19 protein-coding genes and 1 pseudogene are annotated in these 18,899 nt (G+C 71.0%); 16 read left to right on the forward strand and 4 right to left on the reverse strand.

Features of this window, described 5'->3' with window-relative positions; genetic code table 11:
* Positions 1–323, reverse strand: a 323-nt coding sequence (locus MKK75_RS20310; RefSeq protein ID WP_244044323.1) for a transglutaminase-like cysteine peptidase, incomplete at its 3' end; no start/stop codon positions are given.
* Between the two features lie 252 nt (positions 324–575).
* Between MKK75_RS20310 and MKK75_RS20315 the strand changes: the two genes are divergently transcribed.
* The 5 genes from MKK75_RS20315 to MKK75_RS20335 all read left to right on the forward strand — a co-directional run bounded on the left by MKK75_RS20315 (position 576) and on the right by MKK75_RS20335 (position 6,326).
* Positions 576–1,157, forward strand: a complete 582-nt coding sequence (locus MKK75_RS20315; RefSeq protein WP_244044324.1) for a c-type cytochrome, methanol metabolism-related — start codon at positions 576–578, stop codon at positions 1,155–1,157.
* 152 nt (positions 1,158–1,309) lie between these two features.
* On the forward strand, positions 1,310–2,515 hold the full coding sequence (locus tag MKK75_RS20320) for an FIST signal transduction protein (RefSeq protein ID WP_244044325.1): 1,206 nt from the start codon (positions 1,310–1,312) through the stop codon (positions 2,513–2,515).
* Positions 2,512–3,858 carry a hybrid sensor histidine kinase/response regulator gene (locus MKK75_RS20325; protein WP_244044326.1) on the forward strand — a complete coding sequence of 449 codons (1,347 nt, stop codon included), beginning with the start codon at positions 2,512–2,514 and terminating at the stop codon, positions 3,856–3,858. The genes MKK75_RS20320 and MKK75_RS20325 overlap by 4 nt, the downstream gene beginning before the upstream one ends.
* A gap of 200 nt (positions 3,859–4,058) precedes the next feature.
* Positions 4,059–5,462, forward strand: a complete 1,404-nt coding sequence (locus tag MKK75_RS20330; protein ID WP_244044327.1) for an MFS transporter — start codon at positions 4,059–4,061, stop codon at positions 5,460–5,462.
* A 66-nt stretch (positions 5,463–5,528) separates the two neighbouring features.
* The gene (locus tag MKK75_RS20335) at positions 5,529–6,326 is read left to right on the forward strand and encodes an SDR family NAD(P)-dependent oxidoreductase (protein ID WP_244044328.1); all 798 of its coding nucleotides are present in this window, start codon (positions 5,529–5,531) and stop codon (positions 6,324–6,326) included.
* Between the two features lie 329 nt (positions 6,327–6,655).
* Here MKK75_RS20335 and MKK75_RS20340 read toward each other — a convergent pair whose 3' ends face one another.
* Positions 6,656–7,030 carry an SWIB/MDM2 domain-containing protein gene (locus tag MKK75_RS20340; protein ID WP_244044329.1) on the reverse strand — a complete coding sequence of 125 codons (375 nt, stop codon included), beginning with the start codon at positions 7,028–7,030 and terminating at the stop codon, positions 6,656–6,658.
* Between the two features lie 243 nt (positions 7,031–7,273).
* Between MKK75_RS20340 and MKK75_RS35820 the strand changes: the two genes are divergently transcribed.
* The 3 genes and pseudogenes from MKK75_RS35820 to MKK75_RS20350 form a co-directional block, all read left to right on the forward strand.
* Positions 7,274–7,396 (forward strand): hypothetical protein, encoded by a 123-nt coding sequence (locus MKK75_RS35820; RefSeq protein WP_279594011.1) that lies wholly within the window; start codon positions 7,274–7,276, stop codon positions 7,394–7,396.
* A gap of 48 nt (positions 7,397–7,444) precedes the next feature.
* The gene (locus MKK75_RS20345; protein WP_244044330.1) at positions 7,445–7,942 is read left to right on the forward strand and encodes a DUF2721 domain-containing protein; all 498 of its coding nucleotides are present in this window, start codon (positions 7,445–7,447) and stop codon (positions 7,940–7,942) included.
* A gap of 194 nt (positions 7,943–8,136) precedes the next feature.
* A pseudogene (locus MKK75_RS20350) lies at positions 8,137–8,490 on the forward strand (PRC-barrel domain-containing protein); the annotation flags it as partial.
* A gap of 225 nt (positions 8,491–8,715) precedes the next feature.
* On the opposite strand, the gene MKK75_RS20355 reads toward MKK75_RS20350, so the two are convergent.
* Positions 8,716–9,126, reverse strand: coding sequence for a hypothetical protein (locus MKK75_RS20355; RefSeq protein ID WP_244044332.1), 411 nt, complete (start codon positions 9,124–9,126; stop codon positions 8,716–8,718).
* 309 nt (positions 9,127–9,435) lie between these two features.
* Between MKK75_RS20355 and MKK75_RS20360 the strand changes: the two genes are divergently transcribed.
* From MKK75_RS20360 to MKK75_RS20380, 5 genes are all read left to right on the forward strand, one after another.
* Positions 9,436–10,119, forward strand: coding sequence for a PRC-barrel domain-containing protein (locus tag MKK75_RS20360; protein ID WP_244044428.1), 684 nt, complete (start codon positions 9,436–9,438; stop codon positions 10,117–10,119).
* Positions 10,116–11,495, forward strand: a complete 1,380-nt coding sequence (locus MKK75_RS20365) for an MFS transporter (RefSeq protein ID WP_244044333.1) — start codon at positions 10,116–10,118, stop codon at positions 11,493–11,495. The genes MKK75_RS20360 and MKK75_RS20365 overlap by 4 nt, the downstream gene beginning before the upstream one ends.
* 203 nt (positions 11,496–11,698) lie before the next feature.
* A complete protein-coding gene (locus tag MKK75_RS20370) occupies positions 11,699–13,468 on the forward strand; it encodes an ABC transporter ATP-binding protein (protein ID WP_244044334.1) in 1,770 nt (589 codons plus the stop codon).
* Between the two features lie 249 nt (positions 13,469–13,717).
* On the forward strand, positions 13,718–14,647 hold the full coding sequence (locus MKK75_RS20375; protein WP_244044335.1) for a glutaminase: 930 nt from the start codon (positions 13,718–13,720) through the stop codon (positions 14,645–14,647).
* 78 nt (positions 14,648–14,725) lie between these two features.
* Positions 14,726–16,135 (forward strand): MFS transporter, encoded by a 1,410-nt coding sequence (locus MKK75_RS20380; RefSeq protein ID WP_244044336.1) that lies wholly within the window; start codon positions 14,726–14,728, stop codon positions 16,133–16,135.
* 7 nt (positions 16,136–16,142) lie between these two features.
* Here the strand turns inward: MKK75_RS20380 and MKK75_RS20385 are convergent, their stop codons facing one another.
* The gene (locus tag MKK75_RS20385) at positions 16,143–16,592 is read right to left on the reverse strand and encodes a hypothetical protein (protein ID WP_244044337.1); all 450 of its coding nucleotides are present in this window, start codon (positions 16,590–16,592) and stop codon (positions 16,143–16,145) included.
* 79 nt (positions 16,593–16,671) lie between these two features.
* Here MKK75_RS20385 and MKK75_RS20390 point away from each other — a divergent pair, with 79 nt between their 5' ends.
* From MKK75_RS20390 to MKK75_RS20400, 3 genes are all read left to right on the forward strand, one after another.
* Positions 16,672–17,202 (forward strand): Uma2 family endonuclease, encoded by a 531-nt coding sequence (locus MKK75_RS20390; RefSeq protein ID WP_244044338.1) that lies wholly within the window; start codon positions 16,672–16,674, stop codon positions 17,200–17,202.
* A gap of 73 nt (positions 17,203–17,275) precedes the next feature.
* The gene (locus MKK75_RS20395; protein WP_244044339.1) at positions 17,276–17,830 is read left to right on the forward strand and encodes a Uma2 family endonuclease; all 555 of its coding nucleotides are present in this window, start codon (positions 17,276–17,278) and stop codon (positions 17,828–17,830) included.
* A 52-nt stretch (positions 17,831–17,882) separates the two neighbouring features.
* The gene (locus tag MKK75_RS20400; RefSeq protein WP_244044340.1) at positions 17,883–18,896 is read left to right on the forward strand and encodes an adenosine kinase; all 1,014 of its coding nucleotides are present in this window, start codon (positions 17,883–17,885) and stop codon (positions 18,894–18,896) included.
* Positions 18,897–18,899: the final 3 nt, after the last annotated feature.

Below are 18,899 nucleotides of genomic sequence, written 5' to 3' on the forward strand. Positions count from 1 at the left end.
ACCCGGCGGTTGACCGACACGATCGTCGCCCAGATGGCCGGCGTCAGGCTGATGCGCGCGGGCTCCGTGCGGTCGACCCCGCACTCGGCCGCGTAGCTCTGGCAGAACGTCACCCACGCCGCGATCGGCTTCGCCTCGCCCTGGATCCGGGCGCCGACCTCGGCGGGCAGGCTCGCCAGCGTCTGGGCCTCGGACGTGGCGGCGAAGCCGGTCAGGCCGAGGACCGCCAGGGCCAGGCCGCACGCGGCGCGGCGACCGCGGGAGAGCTGACGCGATGCAGAGCCGGACACCAGCCCCTGCACCTTGGTAACCGCGAACCGCATCGCCGTGTCTCAACCGTTAAGCTCTCGTTAACGAAAGCTCTCACGCCGGCGGCCCGGCGGCAATCCGCCGATTAACAAAAGGTTAACGCTGTGCGCAACGCGGATAAGGCGATCGATCCGCCGCGACCGGTCGGCCGCCCGGGCACCAGCGCGAAATCGTGATGACACCGCCGCGCGCCCGATCCGCCCGGGCGCCGTTATGTCCCCACCGCACCCGCGCGACGACGCCTGTGGGCGGAAGGAGGAACGTCGATGCGGTGTGAAGTCAAAGGGGTTGCCGGTGTCATCCTGGCCGGACTGGCAGCAGGGTCTCTCTGGACGTTTCCCGCCCACGCGGCGCCCCCGGCCGCGCCACCGGCTCCCGCCGCCGGTTCGGCGGATCTGAAGAGCGAGGGGCCGACCCAGCCCGCCAAGGTCCAGGACGGCCAGTACACCGACAAGAACGGCGACCCGACCTATCACGTGACCGACAACGGCAAGAAGGTCGATTGGTACACGATGTCGGGCTACCTCCGGTACAACGCCAACTGCATCGTGTGCCACGGACCGGACGGCATGGGCTCGACCTACGCGCCCTCCCTGGTCGATGCCCTGAAGGGCATGGACTACGCGCATTTCGCCGGCATCATCGTCGGCGGCAAGAAGGACGTGAACGCCTCCCAGGAGCTGGTCATGCCGGCCTTCGGCGATAACCGGAACGTCATGTGCTACATGCCCGACATCTACACCTACCTGCGCGCCCGCTCGGACGGCGTGGTCGGCCGCAACCGGCCATCGGAGCATGAGCCCAAGCCCGCCGCCTTCGAGAAGGCCGAGGATGCCTGCATGAAGTGACGCCCGGCGCGGCACACCCGCGATGGCTCGGCGGAACACCACCGTTGCACGAATCCATTGCGCGCGACATACTCACCGCGAGACGCTGAAGAGCGGGCGACAAGCCCGCCGAGGGGGTCCGCAGGGGGTGAGACGTGGCTCAGGGATCGGGTGTGCGCCGCCATCTGTGCGGCATCTGGACGGCCTGGACGGAGGCGGCCTCGGCCGGCGACGCGGTCGCCGATGTGACGCGGGCCATCGGTGACGCCGACCTCTCGCAGATCGTCGTGTTCTTCTCGGCCGATTACGACGCCGCGGTGCTGGCCCGGGAGCTGGAGAAGTGGTTCCCCGGCGTGCCGGTCTCCGGCTGCTCGATGTCGGGCGGCATCGCGCCGGCCGGCGGCCTCGACCGCGGTCTCGTGGTCATCGCGTTTCCGGCCGAGCGCTTCCGCATCGTCTCGACGGTGCTTGCCGCCATCGACCATCTCGACGTGGAGCGGACCGCCTCGGCGGTGCGGGCCCTGCGCCGGACCCTCGACCCGCTCGAGCCCTGCCGCGAGGGCGATCCGGCCGCGGCCGGCCGCCGCTTCGCCCTGTCGCTGATCGACGGGCTCGCCAATGCCGAGGAGACGGTGGTCTCGGCCATCGCCTGGGCCCTCGACGGCATCCCGATCGTCGGCGGCTCGGCCGGCGACGACCTGCGCTTCCGGGACGCGGTGCTGCTCCACGGCGGCCGGATCCACCGCAAGGCGGCGGTGCTGGTGCTGGTCGAGACCGATTTCCCCGTGGAGATCTTCAAGAGCGACAATTTCGAGCCGACCCAGACCAAGTTCGTGGTGACCGCCTCGGACGGCGAGCGGCGCGAGGTCCAGGAGCTGAACGCCGAGCCGGCGGCCCGGGAATACGCCATGGCGATCGGCCTCGACCCCGAGAACCTGTCGCCGATGAGCTTCGCGGCCTATCCGCTGGCCGTGAAGGTCGGCGGCGAGTATTTCTGCCGCTCGATCCGGCGGATGAACGAGGACGGCTCGCTCAGCTTCTTCTGCGCGGTCGACGAGGGCGTGGTGCTGACGCTGGCCGAGCCCCGCGACATCGTCGCCTCCACCCGGGCCGAGCTGTCCCGCCTCGACGCCCAGCTCGGCGGCGTCGACCTGATCATCGGCTTCGAATGCGTGCTGCGCCGCCTCGACGCCGAGAGCCGGCAGGTCCGCCACGGCATCACCGACCTCTACCGCCGCTACAACGTGGTCGGCTTCGAGACGTTCGGCGAGCAGTACCGGGCGATGCACCTGAACCAGACCTTCACCGGCATCGCCATCGGCAAGGGCCTCGCCGACAAGAGCTTGGCTGTCCCGGACCGGCCGCCGGTCGCGTCGTGACCCTGCATCCGAGCGGGCTGGAGACCGACGCGTCGCTGCGCCGGCGGATCGAGAAGCTCGAGCGCATCAACGCCGCGCTGATGTCCCATGTCGAGCGCAGCATGGACCAGCGGGGCAGCGCCTACTCGCTGTTCCAGACCGCGATCATGCTGGAGGGGCGCGTCCGCACCCGCACCGAGGAGCTGACCGGGCTGATGCACCGCCTGGAGCGCTCCAACGAGGCGCTGGCCGCCGCCAAGGAGGAGGCGGAGACCGCCAACCGCTCCAAGACCCGCTTCCTGGCGGCGGCGAGCCACGATCTGCTGCAGCCCGTGAACGCCGCCCGCCTGTCGATCTCGGCGCTGGCCGATCTCGACGTGCCGCCGGAGGCCCGCACCATCGCCGGCCAGGTGGAGCGGGGGCTGCAGACGATCGAGGATCTGATCAAGACGCTGCTGGACATCTCCAAGCTCGATGCCGGCATCGTCCGCCCGCAGGTGCAGCCGGTCTTCCTGCCCGATCTGCTGGCCGAGCTCGCCGAGAGCTTCAAGCCTTTCGCCGAGCGCAAGGGCCTGCGGCTCGCGGTGCGCTGCCCGGACCTGACCGTGGTCAGCGACGGGGTCCTGCTCCAGCGCATCCTGCAGAACCTCGTCTCGAACGCCGTGCGCTACACCGGCACCGGCGGCATCGTGCTCGCCGCCCGGCGGCGCGCCGGCGGGGTCCGGGTCGAGGTGACCGATACGGGCTGCGGCATCGCCGAGGAGGACCGCACCCTCGTGTTCGACGAGTTCTTCCGCGGCAGCGCCCGGTCGAGCAGCGGCGAAGAACCGGGCTTAGGGCTCGGCCTGTCGATCGTGCACCGCATGGCCCAGGCGCTGGACCATCCCCTGACCCTGGCCTCGCGGCCCGGCCACGGCACGCGGGTCACGCTCGCCCTGCCGCTGAGCGCGGTCCCGGCCGCCGCGGCGCCGCCCGCGCCGGTGGCGACCCGGCTCTCGGGGGCGCATGTTCTCGTGGTGGAGAACGATGCCTCCACGGCCGACGCCCTCGCCCGCCTCCTGCAGAACTGGGACGCCCGGGTCTCGACGTTTCGCGATCTCGCCGGGGTGCGCGCGGCCGTGGCGGCGGGGGCGGCGCCGCCGGACATCCTCGTGCTCGACTACCATCTGGATGACGGCGCCTGCGGGCTCGACGTCGCCGCCTACCTGTGCGGGCGCCGCCTCGATCCGCTCCCCGTGATCGTGACCACCGCCGACCATTCCGCCGCCGTGGAGGAGCGGGTCGCGGCGGCCGGCGCCGAGCTCGTGCGCAAGCCGATCAAGCCGGCGCAGCTGCGCTCGCTGCTGACCTACATGCTGGCTTGAGCGGCGCGAGGTTGATCGGCGGTGCCGCCGCGCAGCGGCTCCGGAACAAACCCCTCCGCGCCGTGACATAGAACACATCGCGCCCCTCGACGGTCCGCCCCGCCTGCGCGACAGGGAGCGGCGTCCGCGGCGCACCCGCACCCGGATATCCCCAGCCATCGACGTCACGGACATCCCGGACGCCGCAGGAGCGCGCGAGCATGGCGCAGGTCCCGCTCGGTTCAGGCGCCGCCAAAAGCGGCAGCCCGCAGGACGGACTGCCGCCGCGCGAGCGGATCCTCGCCATGACGGCGATCGGGCTCGCCATGACCATGGCGGTCCTCGACGGGGCCATCGTCAACGTGGCGCTGCCCGTCATGGCGAAGGACCTCGCGGTCAAGCCCGCGGATGCGATCTTCGTGGTCAACGCCTATCAGATCGCGGTGACCGCGAGCCTCCTGCCGCTGGCGGCGCTCGGCGACATCTTCGGCTTCCGGCGGGTCTACCTGCCCGGGCTCGCGGTGTTCGTGGCCGCCTCTTTGGCCTGTGCGGTGGCGCCGAGCCTGCCCCTCCTGATCGCGGCGCGGATCGTCCAGGGGCTCGGGGCTGCGGCGATCATGAGCGTCAATATCGGCTTCGTGCGCTTCATCTACCCGCACCGGATGATCGGCCAGGGGGTCGCCAACGTCGCGCTGGTGGTGGCGGTGGCCTCCGCGGCGGGCCCGACCGTGGCGGCCGCGATCCTCTCGGTGGCGACCTGGCCGTGGCTGTTCCTCGTCAACATCCCGGTGGGCCTGCTGGCGCTGACGGTGGCCTCGCGCACGCTGCCGGCGACGCCGGCGAGCGGGAGGCCCTTCGACGCCGTGAGCGCCGTCCTGAACGCCCTGACTTTCGGCCTGCTCATCATCGGCATCGACGGGCTGGGCGATCCCGGTGCGCGGGGCGTGGCGGTCGCCGAGCTGGCCGGCGCGCTGGTGATCGGGACGGTCTTCGTGCGGCGCCAGATCCGCCTGCCGGCGCCGCTGCTGCCGGTCGACCTGCTGCGGATCCCCGCCTTCGCGCTCTCGATGGCGACCTCCGTCGCCTCGTTCTGCGCCCAGATGATCTCCTACGTGGCGCTGCCCTTCTACTTCCAGGACGTGCTGCACCTCTCCAGCACCCAGACCGGCTTCCTGCTCACCCCGTGGCCGATCGCCGTGGCCGCGATGGCGCCGGTCTCCGGGCGCCTCGCCGACCGCTACCCGCCCGGGATCCTCGGTGGGATCGGGCTCGCCATGCTGGCGAGCGGCCTCGCCTGCATGACGCTCCTGCCCGCGGCGCCCGCCACCCTCGACATCGTCTGGCGCCTGACCCTGTGCGGCCTCGGCTTCGGCCTGTTCCAGTCGCCCAACAACAAGGTCATCGTCACCTCCGCGCCGCGCGATCGGGCCGGAGGGGCGAGCGGAATGCAATCGACGGCGCGGCTCACCGGCCAGTCGTTGGGCGCAGCCCTGGTGGCGGTGATCTTCGGCCTGACCCACGGGCTCGGGCCCGGCCGGGCCGTCACCCTGTCGCTGTCCTGCGCGGCGGCGCTGGCGGTGATCGGCGGCTGCGCCAGCGTCCTGCGGCGGAGTCGGGCCGGCTAGACGGCAGGGGCATGCGACCCGCGCTCGGCCTGCGCGTTGACGCGGCACCGCACACAGGAGGCATCGATGGACCTCGATCTCACCGGCCGGAAGGCCCTGGTCACCGGCTCGACCGCCGGCATCGGCTACGCCATCGCCAGGGAACTCTGCGATCTCGGGACCGAAGTCGGCATCAACGGCCGCACGCCCGAGCGGGTGGAGGCGACCCTGGCCAAGCTGCGGGGCGAGGCGAAATCCGGCCGGGCCTTCGCGGCGCCGGGGGACGTCGCCACCGCGGAGGGTGTCGCGGCCCTGGTGCGGACGCTGCCGGCTGTCGATATCCTCGTCAACAATACCGGGATCTTCGAGCCGAAGCCGTTCTTCGACATCCCGGATGCCGACTGGCAGCGCTTCTTCGACGTCAACGTGATGAGCGGCGTGCGCCTTTCGCGGGCCTACGCGCCCGGCATGGCCGAGCGCGGCTGGGGCCGGGTGATCTTCATCTCCAGCGAGTCGGGGGTGAACACGCCGACCGAGATGGTCCATTACGGGATGACCAAGACGGCGCAGCTCGCGATCTCCCGGGGCCTGGCTCAGACGGTCGCGGGCAGCGGCGTGACGGTCAACAGCGTCCTGCCGGGGCCGACCCTCTCGGAGGGCGTGGCGGAGTTCATGACGCAGATGGCCGGAGGGCGGGCCGACGCGGACCTCGACGCGATGGGGCGCGCCTTCGTGGCGGAGCACCGCCCGTCCTCGCTGATCCAGCGGCTTGCGCGGGTTGAGGAGGTGGCGAATCTCGTCGCCTATCTGTGCAGCCCCGCGGCGAGCGCCACCACGGGGGCCGCACTGCGCGTGGACGGCGGGGTCCTGCAGGGCATTGCTTAGGCCTTCGCGCGACCGAGCCACCTCTGACGCGCAGTCAGACAGCTCGAACGGCCACTTGGAACGGTCACCGGGGATTGTCCGGGACCACCGGCCGATGGCGGCACCCGTCACCCCACGCAACGCGCTGTCGACCGCCGAGAAACGCGAACTGGCCCGAACCGGCCCGGGGCAGCACGCCTCGATCCGATCGGACCTGCGGTTTCCCGATCGCGGGCATGCGTCGCCGCAACCCGGGAGATCACGGACGCCCGTCGTCTTCAGGCGGCGGCTCCAAGATGCTCCTAGAGCCGACAGTCCGGACGGGGGCCGGGCTTGGCTCTAGGGAGCGATTAGGCCTTCAGATGCGCCGCGAGGTGCTTGTTCATCTCGAACATCGAGCACTTGTCCTTGCCGAAGACCTTCTTCAGCTTGTCGTCGGCCATGATCTCGCGCTTGTTCTCGGGGTTCTGAAGGTTGTGCTTCTTGATGTAGTCCCACACCTTGCTGACCACCTCGCCGCGCGGCAGCGGGCTGGTGCCGACGATCGCGCCGAGCTCGGCCGAGGGCTTCAGCGGCTGCTGCAGGGCATTCGGCTTGGTGCTGGCGGACTTGGTCGCGGCGGGCTTGGCGGCCTTGGCCGGAGCGGCCTTCGCCGGAGCCGGCTTTTCCGCAGTCTTGGTGGTCTTGGCCGCCTTCGGTGCAGCCTTCTCGGTCTTTGTGGCCATTAACTTCCTCCGGTTCTCGGGCCGCAGGCCGGGGCATGATCGCCCCACGGCCGAGCCAGCATAGCAGCAACTAAGCGGTGCCGCTGCCGTTCCAAGGGGAAATCGCCTTCACGGGCGTCTCATCCACAAGGCACACGCGGAAATCCACATCGGAAGCGGCCGATCCGGGCCGGAGCGAAGATGATTCACCGATCCGGGTTGCGCGAAACCTGTTCTTAACAATCTTGCCGCTGATGTGCTTGCATGTTCGCCCCGGCCCTCACCCTCGCACTGCTGCTCGCCGCCGGGCTCGTCACGGCGCTTGGGGTCGGCATCCGCGCCGAGCCGGCGACCGCCGGCACCGAACCGGGCCGCGGCCTCGTCTGAGCCGCCGGGATTGCCCCGGCGCGCCGCCCGGTCCATCTGCCGGGCGCCATGACCGATCCGATCATCCCCACGAACCTCGCCACGGCCTTGGAAAGCACGGCGCACGTCGTCCAGGTCGCGCTCAGCCCCGTCTTCCTGCTGTCCGGCATCGCGACGCTGCTCAACGTGTTCGGCGCCCGGCTCGCCCGGGTGGCGGATCAGGCGGACCACATATCCGGGCTGCTCGCCGAGGCCGCGGACGCGGAGCGCCTGCGCCTGGGTCGGCGCCTTGACCGGCTGCACCAGCGCTCGCTGGCCCTGGACGCCGCCGTGTTCCTGGCGGCCCTCGGCGGCGTGGCGACCTGCGGCTCGGTGCTGACGCTGTTCGTCGGGGCGCTCCGCGACGCGACGGTGGCGACGCTGCTGTTCGGGCTGTTCGGCGCGGCGATCCTGTGCACGCTGTGCGCCCTGATCGCCTTCGGGTTCGAGATGCTGCTCGCCAGCCGAGCGGTCCGGGACCGGGTCAACGAGCGGCGAGCCCAGGCCGGCATGACGACGGATCCCTGAACCGGCTCGGCCCATCTCCTTCCGCCCCCGTACCGGGCGCGCCGCACGGGGAACCGGCCGCCCGCGTCCCGCTTGGTTCGCAGGACCCACGGGGTGCGGATCACCGCGCATCCGCCGCTCGGGTCCCTGGCCGGCCGCAGGTTTTCGTCGCAGAACCGGAGGCCGCGTTTGCGAAACCTGCTCAGGGAGCGACCATGCCGACGGACCTGCCCACCGAACGTGCCGTGAGGAAGCCCGGAACCCTGGAACTCGACCCCGCCGGCGAGGGCGTCGCCATCGACGAGACCCCCCGGCTGATCGGCTCGCACAAGGTCGAGGGGGCGGACGTCTACGACCAGACCGGCCGCCACCTCGGCGCGATCCACACCATCATGGTGGACAAGATTTCCGGACAGGTCGCCTACGTGGTGCTGGCCTTCGGCGGATTCCTGGGTCTCGGCGAGACCCATCACCCCCTGCCCTGGAAGGCCCTGAGCTACAGCACCGACCTCGGCGGCTACGTGGTCGACATCGAGCCGGGCGTGCTCGCGGGGGCGCCGACCCAAGGGGCGTGATCGGGCGCCTTCCTGCCTCGCCGGCAAAGGCTACGACGGCGTCACGCATCCCCTGGGAGACGAGCGCGACGCCGCCCTCTCCCCGCAAGCGGGGCGAGGGGTCCTCGGGGGCCCATCGTCAGCGCAGCGGACGACGTGCGACGCCGCAAGCCCGCAGAGGGGGGAGGGAGCGCGCGCGGCGGATATGACAGCCGGGACTGTCAACGGTGGCCCGCGTCCTCAGAACTTCCCGCCGAGGCCGACGCTGCCGCCGGGCGCCATCGTCGGCCCCATCGAGCCGCTGCTGCTGCCGCCGCCGCCGACCGCGCCGTTGCCGCCGTCGAGATCCTCGCGGCGGATGCGCCGCTCGCCCGCATCGGCCGAGCGCGTCGCGGCGCCGGCAGTCTTGGGGATCGCGAGTTGGCGCGTCGGCGCGGTCTGGAGCGGCTGTCCTTCGGCATCCACCGCGGCGTTGCGCGCCTCGCGGTTCGGCAGGGCGCCCCGCAGCGAGGGCGGGAGCCCGACCTCGGAGGCCGGCATCACGCCGCCGCCGCCGCCGAGCGCCTGACAGCCGGCCGTGAGGGCGGCGAGTGCGGCGCCGAGCGCAAGGCCGCGCAGGGCGGGGCACCTCGACGAGGGGAGGGTCGGCATCGTGTGGTCCTCGAAAGGGGCCGCGGTGATGTCCGCGGCTCGCGTGACTTATCGGCCGCTGTCTAATCCGGGGATGCGGCGAAAACCAGACGGCCGCGCCGCGGGTCCGGACACGGCGCCGGCCCGAACCTTGCGCCGCGGCGATCGGGATCCATAACTTCGCCCAGGTCCTGCGGCACGAGAGGCCTCCGCAGGCGAAAGCCCTGCCGGCGGCCGGCCCGGACCCGGCCGAGATGGTCGCGGTCGCACCGGCGTGCCGGCTCGGCCCAGCCCTTCCTCAGAGGACGCAGCGTGTTCAGAACCAACCGGATGATCGCGGCCGTGACGCTCGCCCTGTGGGCGTCGGGAGCCGCGGCGCAGGTCCAGGCGAGCGGGAGCGACGGCGCGTCCGGCCAAGCCTCGCCCCAGGTCCCCGCGGCAAATCCGGCCGCGCCGGCGGCCCCCGTTCCGGGTGCACCCGCCGCGACACCTCCGGCGCCCACGCCGCCGGCCGCCACGGCCGCGCAACAGCAGCAGGGCACGCCCGCCACGGTCCTCGACACGCAGGATTACGAGAGCCTGCTCGGGCGCAGCGTGCGCAGCGCCCAGGGCGACGAACTGGGACGCGTCATCGACATCATCATCGACAAGGAGGGGCACCCGCGGGCTGCGATCATCGATTTCGGCGGCTTCCTCGGGGTCGGCACCCGCAAGATCGCGGTCGACTGGCGGGCCCTGCGCTTCACGTCGGACGGCGGCAAGGAGCGCAAGCTTTCGGTCGCGCTGACGCGCAATCAGGTCCGCGTCTCGCCCGAGTACAAGTCGGGCGAGCCGATCGTGGTGCTGGGCCCCGCGAGCCCCGCCGCCCCGTCCGCCGAGGGTGATCAGGCCGCCGCGCCCGCCGCCGCGGCCGCGGCTCCACCACCGCCAGCCCCGACCCCTCCCGCCGCCCCGGTCCAGACCCCGCCCGCCGCCCCGCCCGCCGCCTCGCCCGAGAAGGCGCCGGATAAATGACGGTGGCCCGATTGAAGGTACGAACCGCCGTCTCCCCCCGCGAGCGCGAGATGCCCCGGCAGGATGTCCGCGCGCGGCCCAAGCGCCTGCAGGATCAGGTGACCGAGGTCCCGCGCGAGGCGGCGCCGGTGACCGGGGCCTCGATCGGCGAGCGTCGGATCTCGTCGGCGAGCCGCCATGGGCTCGACGCCTTCGCGTTCTTCGTCGCCAATCTGCAGACCGGCTTCGGGCCGTTCCTGGCCGTCTACTTCTCGCAGGCGAAGTGGACCCAGTCCGACATCGGCTTCGCCCTCACGGTCGGCAGCCTCGTCGCCCTGCTCGGGCAGGTGCCGGGCGGGGCCTTCGTGGACGTGGTCCGCTCGAAGCGCTTCGCCGCCGCGGTGGCGGTGACCGGCATCGCGGGCAGCGCCTTCGCGCTGGCGGTCTGGCCGAGCTTCCCGGTGGTCCTGCTCGCCATGGCGGCGCATTCGGCGGCGAGCTGCGTGCTGACGCCGGCCATCGCGGCGATCAGCATCGGTCTGGTCGGGCGCGCGCAGGCCGGCGAGCGCCTCGGGCGCAACGCCAGCTTCGCGGCGCTCGGCAACGCGCTGGGCGCCGCCGGGATGGGCGCCATCGGCTACTATCTGTCGAACGGTGCGGTCTTCTACCTGACGGCGGCGCTCGGCATCCCGGCGGTGATCGCGCTGGCGCGCATCCGCGCCCGGGACATCGACCCTTTGGTGTTCAAGGAGCCGTCGAGTCCCCAGGCACCCGCCGCCGGACAGGACGGGATCCGCACGCTGCTCACCAACCGCGGGCTCCTGTGCTTCTCGGCCTGCATGGTGCTGTTCTTCCTCGCCAACGCGGCGATGCTGCCGCTGGTCGGCAGCGTCCTGACGCTCCGGGCGAGCGAGACCGCGACCGCGCTGGTCGCGGCCTGCATCATGGTCCCGCAGGCGGTGCTGGCGGTCAGCGCTCCCGCGGTCGGGCGGGCGGCCGAGCGGTTCGGCCGCTATCCGGTGCTGCTGTTCGGCTTCGGCGCGCTGCCCGTGCGCGGCCTGATGCTCGCCTACACCACCAACCCCTACGGTCTCGTCGCCATCCAGGTGCTCGACGGGATCTCGGCCTCCGTGCTCGGCGTGATGGTGCCGCTCATCGTCTCGGATCTCACCCGCGGGACCGGACGCTTCAACCTCGCCCTTGGCGCGGTCGGCACCGCGATGGGCATCGGCGCCGCCCTCTCGACCTCGCTCGCCGGCGTGATGGCCGACCGTCTCGGCAGCCACAGCGCCTTCCTCGGGCTCGCCTGCGTGGGCTTCGCGGCCTTCATGCTGGTGGCGCTGATCATGCCGGAGACCCGCCAGTCCGAGGGCCAGCCGGCGGAGCGTGCCGCCTGAGAACCGCGGCACCAGTTTCGCTTCTCGTGTTTCCAGCCCGCTCAAGCGGTGTTCAGGTTTGACGGATAAAAGCGCACGGGAGGTGCGGACCGGTGCAACATATGGCAACGCTCTCGCGTTGCCGTCGCGGGTCAGACTGCGCCCGCGCTGCACTCCGCCTTACCCGTAAGCCAGAGCCGCGCGAATACGGAATGGTCACCGCGATGGAAGAGCTGCACCGATACGCCGAGAGGCCCTTCGCCTTCGTCGCGCGGTATCTCCGCCGTCGCTGGGTGCCGCATCTGGTCATCCTCGTCTCGGTGCTCGGCGCCGTCGGCTTCTCGGTCTCCACCGACTACGCCCTCAAGGGCGTGGTCGACGCCCTGACGAAGGGGCCCGGCGCGGGCAACACGCTGGTGTGGAGCGCCCTGACGGTCCTGATCGCCTTCATCGCCGCCGACAACATGCTCTGGCGCGTGGCCGCGCTGACGGGCGCCTTCACCTTCGTGGGCGTGACCGGCGACATCCGGCGCGACCTGTTCCGGCACATGACCGGCCACTCCCCGACCTTCTTCTCGGACCGCCAGCCCGGCACTCTGGCGTCCCGCATCACGGCGACCTCGAACGCGATCTTCACGGTCGAGAACATGTTCGTGTTCAACGTGATGCCGCCCACCGTCGCGGCCTTCGGGTCGATCGCCTACATCGCCACCGTCAGCACCACGATGGCGGGGATCCTGGCGGGCGTGTTCGCCGCGGTGGTCGTGCTGATGTTCAAGATGGCCTCGGCCGGCAAGCCCCTGCACCACGACTTCGCCGCCAAGGCGGCCTCGGTCGACGGCGAGATGGTCGACCTCGTCGGCAACATGTCGCTCGTGCGCGCGTTCTCGGCGTTCAAGCGCGAGGGCCAGCGCTTCGAGGGCACCATCGCCACCGAGATGCGGGCGCGGCGCTCCTCGCTGCTCTACCTCGAGAAGCTGCGGATCGTGCACGCGGTGCTCACCGTGCTCGCGGTGTTCGGCCTGCTCTACTGGGCGATCCAGATGTGGGAGGCCAAGGAGGCCACCAACGGTCAGGTCGTGCTGGTCTGCACGCTGGGCATCCGCATCCTGGCCGCCACCCGCGACCTCGCGGTGGCTCTGGTCGACGCGACGCAGCACACCGCCCGCCTGTCCGAGGCGCTGCACACGCTGCTCCAGCCCCACGACCTCGTGGACCACCCGGAGGCCCAGCCGCTCACCGGCCAGGGCGCCAAGATCGAGTTCGACCACCTCGCCTTCAACTACCCGGACGGGCGCCCGGTCTTCACGGATTTCGACCTCGTGATCGAGCCGGGCCAGCGGGTGGGGCTCGTGGGCAAGTCGGGCGGCGGAAAGTCGACCCTGTTCTCGCTGCTCCAGCGCTTCTACGACGTGCAGAACGGGGCGATCCGGATCAACGGCCAGGACATCCAGCGGGTGACGCAGGAATCCCTGCGCGAGGCTATCACGGTGGTCCCGCAGGACGTCTCGATGTTCCATCGCTCCCTGCGCGAGAACATCCGCTACGGACGGCCCGACGCCACCGACGAGGAGGTCTGGCAGGCGGCCGGGGCGGCCCATTGCACGGACTTCATCAAGGCGCTGCCGGAGGGGTTCGACACGATCGTGGGCGACCGCGGCGTGAAACTCTCGGGCGGCCAGCGCCAGCGGATCGCCATCGCGCGGGCGATTCTGAAGAACTCGCCGATCCTCCTCCTCGACGAGGCGACCTCGGCGCTCGACGCGGAGTCCGAGCAGGCGATCCGGCACGCGCTCGCCAACCTGATGAAGGGCCGGACCGTGATCGCCATCGCGCACCGGCTCTCGACGCTGCAGGATTTCGACCGGATCGTCGTGCTGGAGGGCGGCCGGATCGCCCAGGACGGCTCGCCCGACAAGCTGACCCACCTGGACGGTTTCTTCCGCGAGCTGATGAAGAAGGAATCCATGGCGGGGGCGCTGGCCGCCGCGTGACGCATCTCCCTCAAGCCCGCACGCCGTCATCGCGAGCGCAGCGAAGCGATCCAGGGCGGCGCGAGGCCGCCGAACGCGGTTCCGCTGGATGGCTTCGCTCCCCTCGCGAAGACGGTGGCGGACCGGTCGGCCCTGTTTCCACGCCCGACCCGCGCTGCTAGATCGGCCGGCGGCCGGACCGGACCTTGCATCGCCTGAGACGTCGCCAGCCGGTCCGGTTCCGACGCTTCTCGACGCCCGAGCCTCACCGTGCCCGATCTCGCCCACGTCATCCGGGAGATCTCCGAGGAGATGGCCCAGCGCTCCGACCGGGGCACGGTGGCCGACTACATCCCCGAACTCGCCCGCATCGACCCGAAACGATTCGGCATCGCGGTGATCGACGCCGGGGGGCAGGTCCATACCGGCGGCGACAGCGAGACGCCGTTCTCGATCCAGAGCGTCTCGAAGGTGTTCACGCTGACCCTGGCGCTCGGCATGGTCGGCGACCGGCTGTGGAAGCGGGTCGGCCGCGAGCCGTCCGGCAACCCGTTCAACTCCATCGTCCAGCTGGAACGGGAACGCGGGGTGCCGCGCAACCCCTTCATCAACGCTGGCGCCATCGCGGTGACCGACGTGATCCTCTCCGGCCACGAGCCCCGCGAGGCCCTCGGCGAGATCCTGCGCTTCATGCAGTTCCTGGCCCAGGATGCCGCCATCGCCATCGACGAGCGGGTGGCGGCCTCGGAGAAGCGCACGGGCTTCCGCAACACCGCGCTCGCCAACTACATGAAATCCTTCGGGGTCATCGACAATCCGGTGGACTACACCCTCGGCGTCTACTTCCATCACTGCGCCATCGCGATGACCTGCCGCCAGCTCGCCACCGCCGGGCGGTTCCTGGCCCATAACGGCCGCGACCCGTCGACCGGCTATTCGGTGGTCTCGGTGGAGCGGGCGCGCCGCATCAACGCGATCATGCTGACCTGCGGCCACTACGACGGTTCCGGCGAGTTCGCCTATCGGGTCGGCCTGCCCGGCAAGAGCGGCGTCGGCGGCGGCATCCTGGCGGTGGCACCGGGCAAGGCCTCGATCGCGGTCTGGTCGCCCGGCCTCGACGCCGCCGGCAACTCCCATCTCGGCCGCGTCGCCCTGGAGCGGCTGACCCAGCGGATGGGCTGGTCGGTGTTCGGGGCGTGACGGTCCGCTTGCGCCGTGGGATTTTCCGCGGCACTGCGCCGGGGCGCCGATCCGGCGCCTGAGGGGAAACGCGGCAGCATGGCGACGCTCACGGCGGCACGGGTCCCGGCCGACGCCCTCGATCCCGGCAGCCTCCTCGCCCGCCTCGACCGGTTGCCCGCCACGCGCACGATCTGGCGGCTCGTGGCCCTCCTCGGCCTCGGCTTCTTCTTCGAACTCTACGACCTGCTGTTCACCGGCTATGTCGCCCCGGGCCTCGTCAAGGCGGGCATCCTAACGCCGACGACACCAGGCCTGTTCGGGGCGAGCGGCGTCGCGAGCTTCGTGGCCGCCCTGTTCACCGGGCTGTTCATCGGCACCCTGCTGTGCGGCTGGCTCGCGGACCGGTTCGGGCGCCGGGCGATCTTCACGGGGTCGCTGCTGGCCTACACGGCGGCCAACCTCGTGATGGCCTGCCAGCACGAGGCCTTCGGCCTCAACCTCTGGCGGCTCGTCGCCGGGATCGGCCTCGGGCTGGAGATGGTGACGATCGGCAGCTACCTCTCGGAGCTTGTGCCGAAGGCGGTGCGCGGCCGCGCCTTCGCCCTGTGTCAGGGCATCGGCTTCACCGCGGTGCCCGTGGTGGCATTCCTGTCCTACCTGCTGATCCCGACCGCCCCGCTCGGGATCGACGGCTGGCGGTGGATCGTGCTGATCGGAGCCTCGGCGGCCCTCGTGGTCTGGTGGCTGCGCGCGGGCCTGCCCGAGAGCCCGCGCTGGCTCGTGGCGCGCGGACGGCTCGCGGAGGCGGACGCCGTGCTGCGGCGGCTCGAAGCGCAGGTCGCCGCGGAATCCGGGCACCCACTGCCCTCGCCCGCCGCGCCGGATCCGGTGGCGCCGCGCGGCGCGTTCCGCGATCTCTGGGTCCCGCCCTATCGGCGCCGGGCGCTGATGATGGCCGGCTTCAACGTGTTCCAGACCGTGGGCTTCTACGGCTTCGCCAACTGGGTGCCGACCCTGCTGGTGGCACAGGGCATCACGGTGACGTCGAGCCTCGCCTACACGGCGCTGATCGCGCTCGCCGCCCCGGTCGGGCCGCTGATCGGGCTCCTCATCGCCGACCGGTTCGAGCGCAAGCACGTCATCGTGGCCGCCGCCCTCGTGTACATCGCCTGCGGGCTCGCCTTCGCGCGCACCACCGGGGTCGAGGCCATCGTGGCGCTGGGGATCGGGCTGACGCTCGCCTCCAACGTCATGTCGTACAGCTTCCACGCCTATCAGGCCGAGCTGTTCCCCACCGGCATCCGAGCCCGGGCGGTGGGCTTCGTGTATGCGTGGAGCCGGTTCTCGGCGATCTTCACCGGCTTCGTGATCGCCTTCGTGCTGCGCGAGGCGGGCACCCCGGGGGTGTTCCTGTTCATCTCCGCGGCGATGCTGGCGGCGGGGCTGCTCGTCGGGCTCCTCGGCCCAAGGACGCGGGACGTGGCGCTGGAGAAGATCGCGGGTTGAGGATGGCTCACTCGGGCGGCGGGCCGAAGCGGTCGCGGTAGCGGCGCGCCCGCGGCAGGGCATCGTGGAGGAACTGGCCCGGCTCGCGCAGCCACAGGCCCGCGTGACACCGGGAGCGTTCCTCCGAGACCAGGACATCCGGCGGCAGCGCGATCAGCTCGGCCTCCCAGCCGGGCCACCAGTGCCGTGCGCGGGCGAAGCTGTGGGCGATGTAGCGCTCCCGGGCGCTATAGCCGTGATAGTCGAACACCCAGGCCTCGGTCGCCACCACGATGTGGTTGCCCGTGAAACCGGGCGCCGGCTTGAACCAGAGGACGGTCATATCCGGCCTGCCGTAGCGTTCGAGGAAGGCGTGGGCCAGGATGTAACAGGCGCCGCAGGCGAAGAAGACGCGGTCGGGCAGGTTCCAGCGCTTGAGCAGGTCGCGCTTCGCACCGGGGGTTCTGGGCCGATACATAGGCTCTCCGACCAACTCGACTTGGCCCAAAGCCGAATCGTGCTAGCCTGACGCCATGGTCGCACAGCCGAAGCCTCGGATGACGGTCGATGAGTTCCTCGTGTGGGCCGAAGGCCGACCGGGGCGCTACGAGCTCGTCGATGGCGAGATCTTCGCAATGTCACCCGAGCGGGCGCGGCACGGCCTCGTGAAGTATGCGGCTCAGACTGCCCTGCACCGGGCGATTGGGCAGGCCGGGCTCGCTTGTCACATGCTGCCGGACGGGATGACGGTCCGCATCGATGCGACGACGACATTCGAGCCGGACGCGCTGGTCTATTGCGGGCCGTTGATCGACCTCGACGCCGTGGAGGTGCCGAACCCGGTGATCGTGGTGGAGGTGCTCTCGCCCGGGACCAAGTCCGTTGATACCGGGACCAAGCTGATCGGCTATTTCAAAGTCGCGAGCTTATGCCACTATCTAATCCTCGATCCCGTTGACCACATCGTCATTCATCATCGTCGTGGAGCGGTGAAAGGCGTCGAGACCGACATCGTCTCGGAAGGCATCCTCCATCTCTCTCCACCGGGTCTGCAGATCGCCGTGGCCGAGCTGTTTATCGAGGTCTGATGCCGACGCTCGGCCGGCCGACACAATCGAATTGGGCTGATGGGCCATCATGATCGCACAGCCGAAGCCTCGGATGACGGTCGATGAGTTCCTGGTCTGGGCCGAAGGCCGACCGGGGCGTTATGAACTCGTCGATGGCGAGGTCTTCGCGATGTCGCCCGAGCGCGTCCGGCATGCCGAAGTCAAGGCGTCCGCCTATCTGGCGCTTCGGTCCGCCCTGACCCTCACAAACCTCCCGTGCCGCGCGCTGCCTGACGGCATGAGCCTGCGCATCGATCGCACGACCATCTTCGAGCCGGACGCCCTGGTCTATTGCGGCGCGCGCGCCGACCCGGACGCGATCGAGATCACCAATGCCGTCATCGTGGTCGAAGTGGTCTCGCCCAGCACGGCCTCCGTTGATTCAGGCCGCAAGCTCGCGGGCTATTTCAGTCTCGCGAGCGTGGCGCACTACCTGATGATCGATCCGGTCAAGCGCGTGGTCATCCATCATAGGCGCGGCACCGAAGGCCAGATCATGACCCGCATCGCCACCGAGGGCACCCTCGACCTGGCCCCGCCCGGCCTCACCCTGCCCGTCGCCGACCTGTTCGCCGATCTGCCGCCCCCCGCCGATCCCGCGGCTTGATCCGATCCGAGGCGGATGCCACAGCGGCGCGAACCCGAATCAGGACGCCCGGATGACAGATTCCCTCGATCTCCTCGTACTCGGCAACGCGATCGTCGACGTGATCGCCCGCGCGGACGACGCTTTCCTGGCCGCGCAGGACGTCACCAAGGGCGCCATGCAGCTCATCGACGAGCCCCGGGCGGAGTCGCTGTTCCAGGCCATGGGGCAGACGACGATCGTGTCGGGCGGCTCGGGGGCGAACACAGCCGTGGGCGCGGCGCTCCTCGGCGCGAAGACCGGCTTCGTCGGCAAGGTGCGGGACGACGAACTCGGCGGCCTGTTCGGCCACGACCTGAAGGCCACCGGCGTCGGCTTCACGGTTCCGGCCGCGACCGCGGGGCCGGCCACGGCCCGCTGCCTGATCCTGGTGACGCCGGACGGCGAGCGCACCATGAGCACCTATCTCGGCGCCTGCCAGGGCCTCTCGCCCGACGACGTCGACAAGGCCCTCGTGAGCGCCGCCAGGGTCGTCTACCTCGAAGGCTACCTGTGGGATCCGCCGGCCGCCAAGGACGCGTTCCGCAAGGCCGCCGAGATCGCCCACCAAGCCGGCAACGCCGTGGCGCTGACCCTGTCGGACGCCTTCTGCGTCGGGCGATACCGCGACGAGTTCCTGGGCCTGATCCGCGATGGCAGCATCGACATCCTGTTCGCCAACATGGGTGAGCTTCAGAGCCTCTACCAGACCGACGATCCCGAGGCCGCCGTCGCGGCGCTCCGCGACGAGCGCAACGCCCGAGGCCGGCATCTGCTCGGCCTCGTCACCCGCTCGGCCGACGGCGCCCTGGTGGTGCAGGGCGGCGAGGTCCGCGCCGTCGCGGCGAGCCCGGTGGGCGCGGTGGTCGACACGACCGGGGCGGGTGACCTGTTCGCGGCCGGGTTCCTGGCCGGCCACGCAAAGGGCCTCGACAACGTCACCAGCGCCCGGCTCGGCACGCTGGCGGCCGCCGAGGTGATCCAGCACATCGGCGCCCGCCCGCAGACGGATCTGGTCGGCCTCGCCAGGGCGCGCAGGCTGCTCTGAGCC

Source organism: Methylobacterium sp. J-030 (assembly GCF_022829545.1).
In the GTDB taxonomy this organism is placed as follows: domain Bacteria; phylum Pseudomonadota; class Alphaproteobacteria; order Rhizobiales; family Beijerinckiaceae; genus Methylobacterium.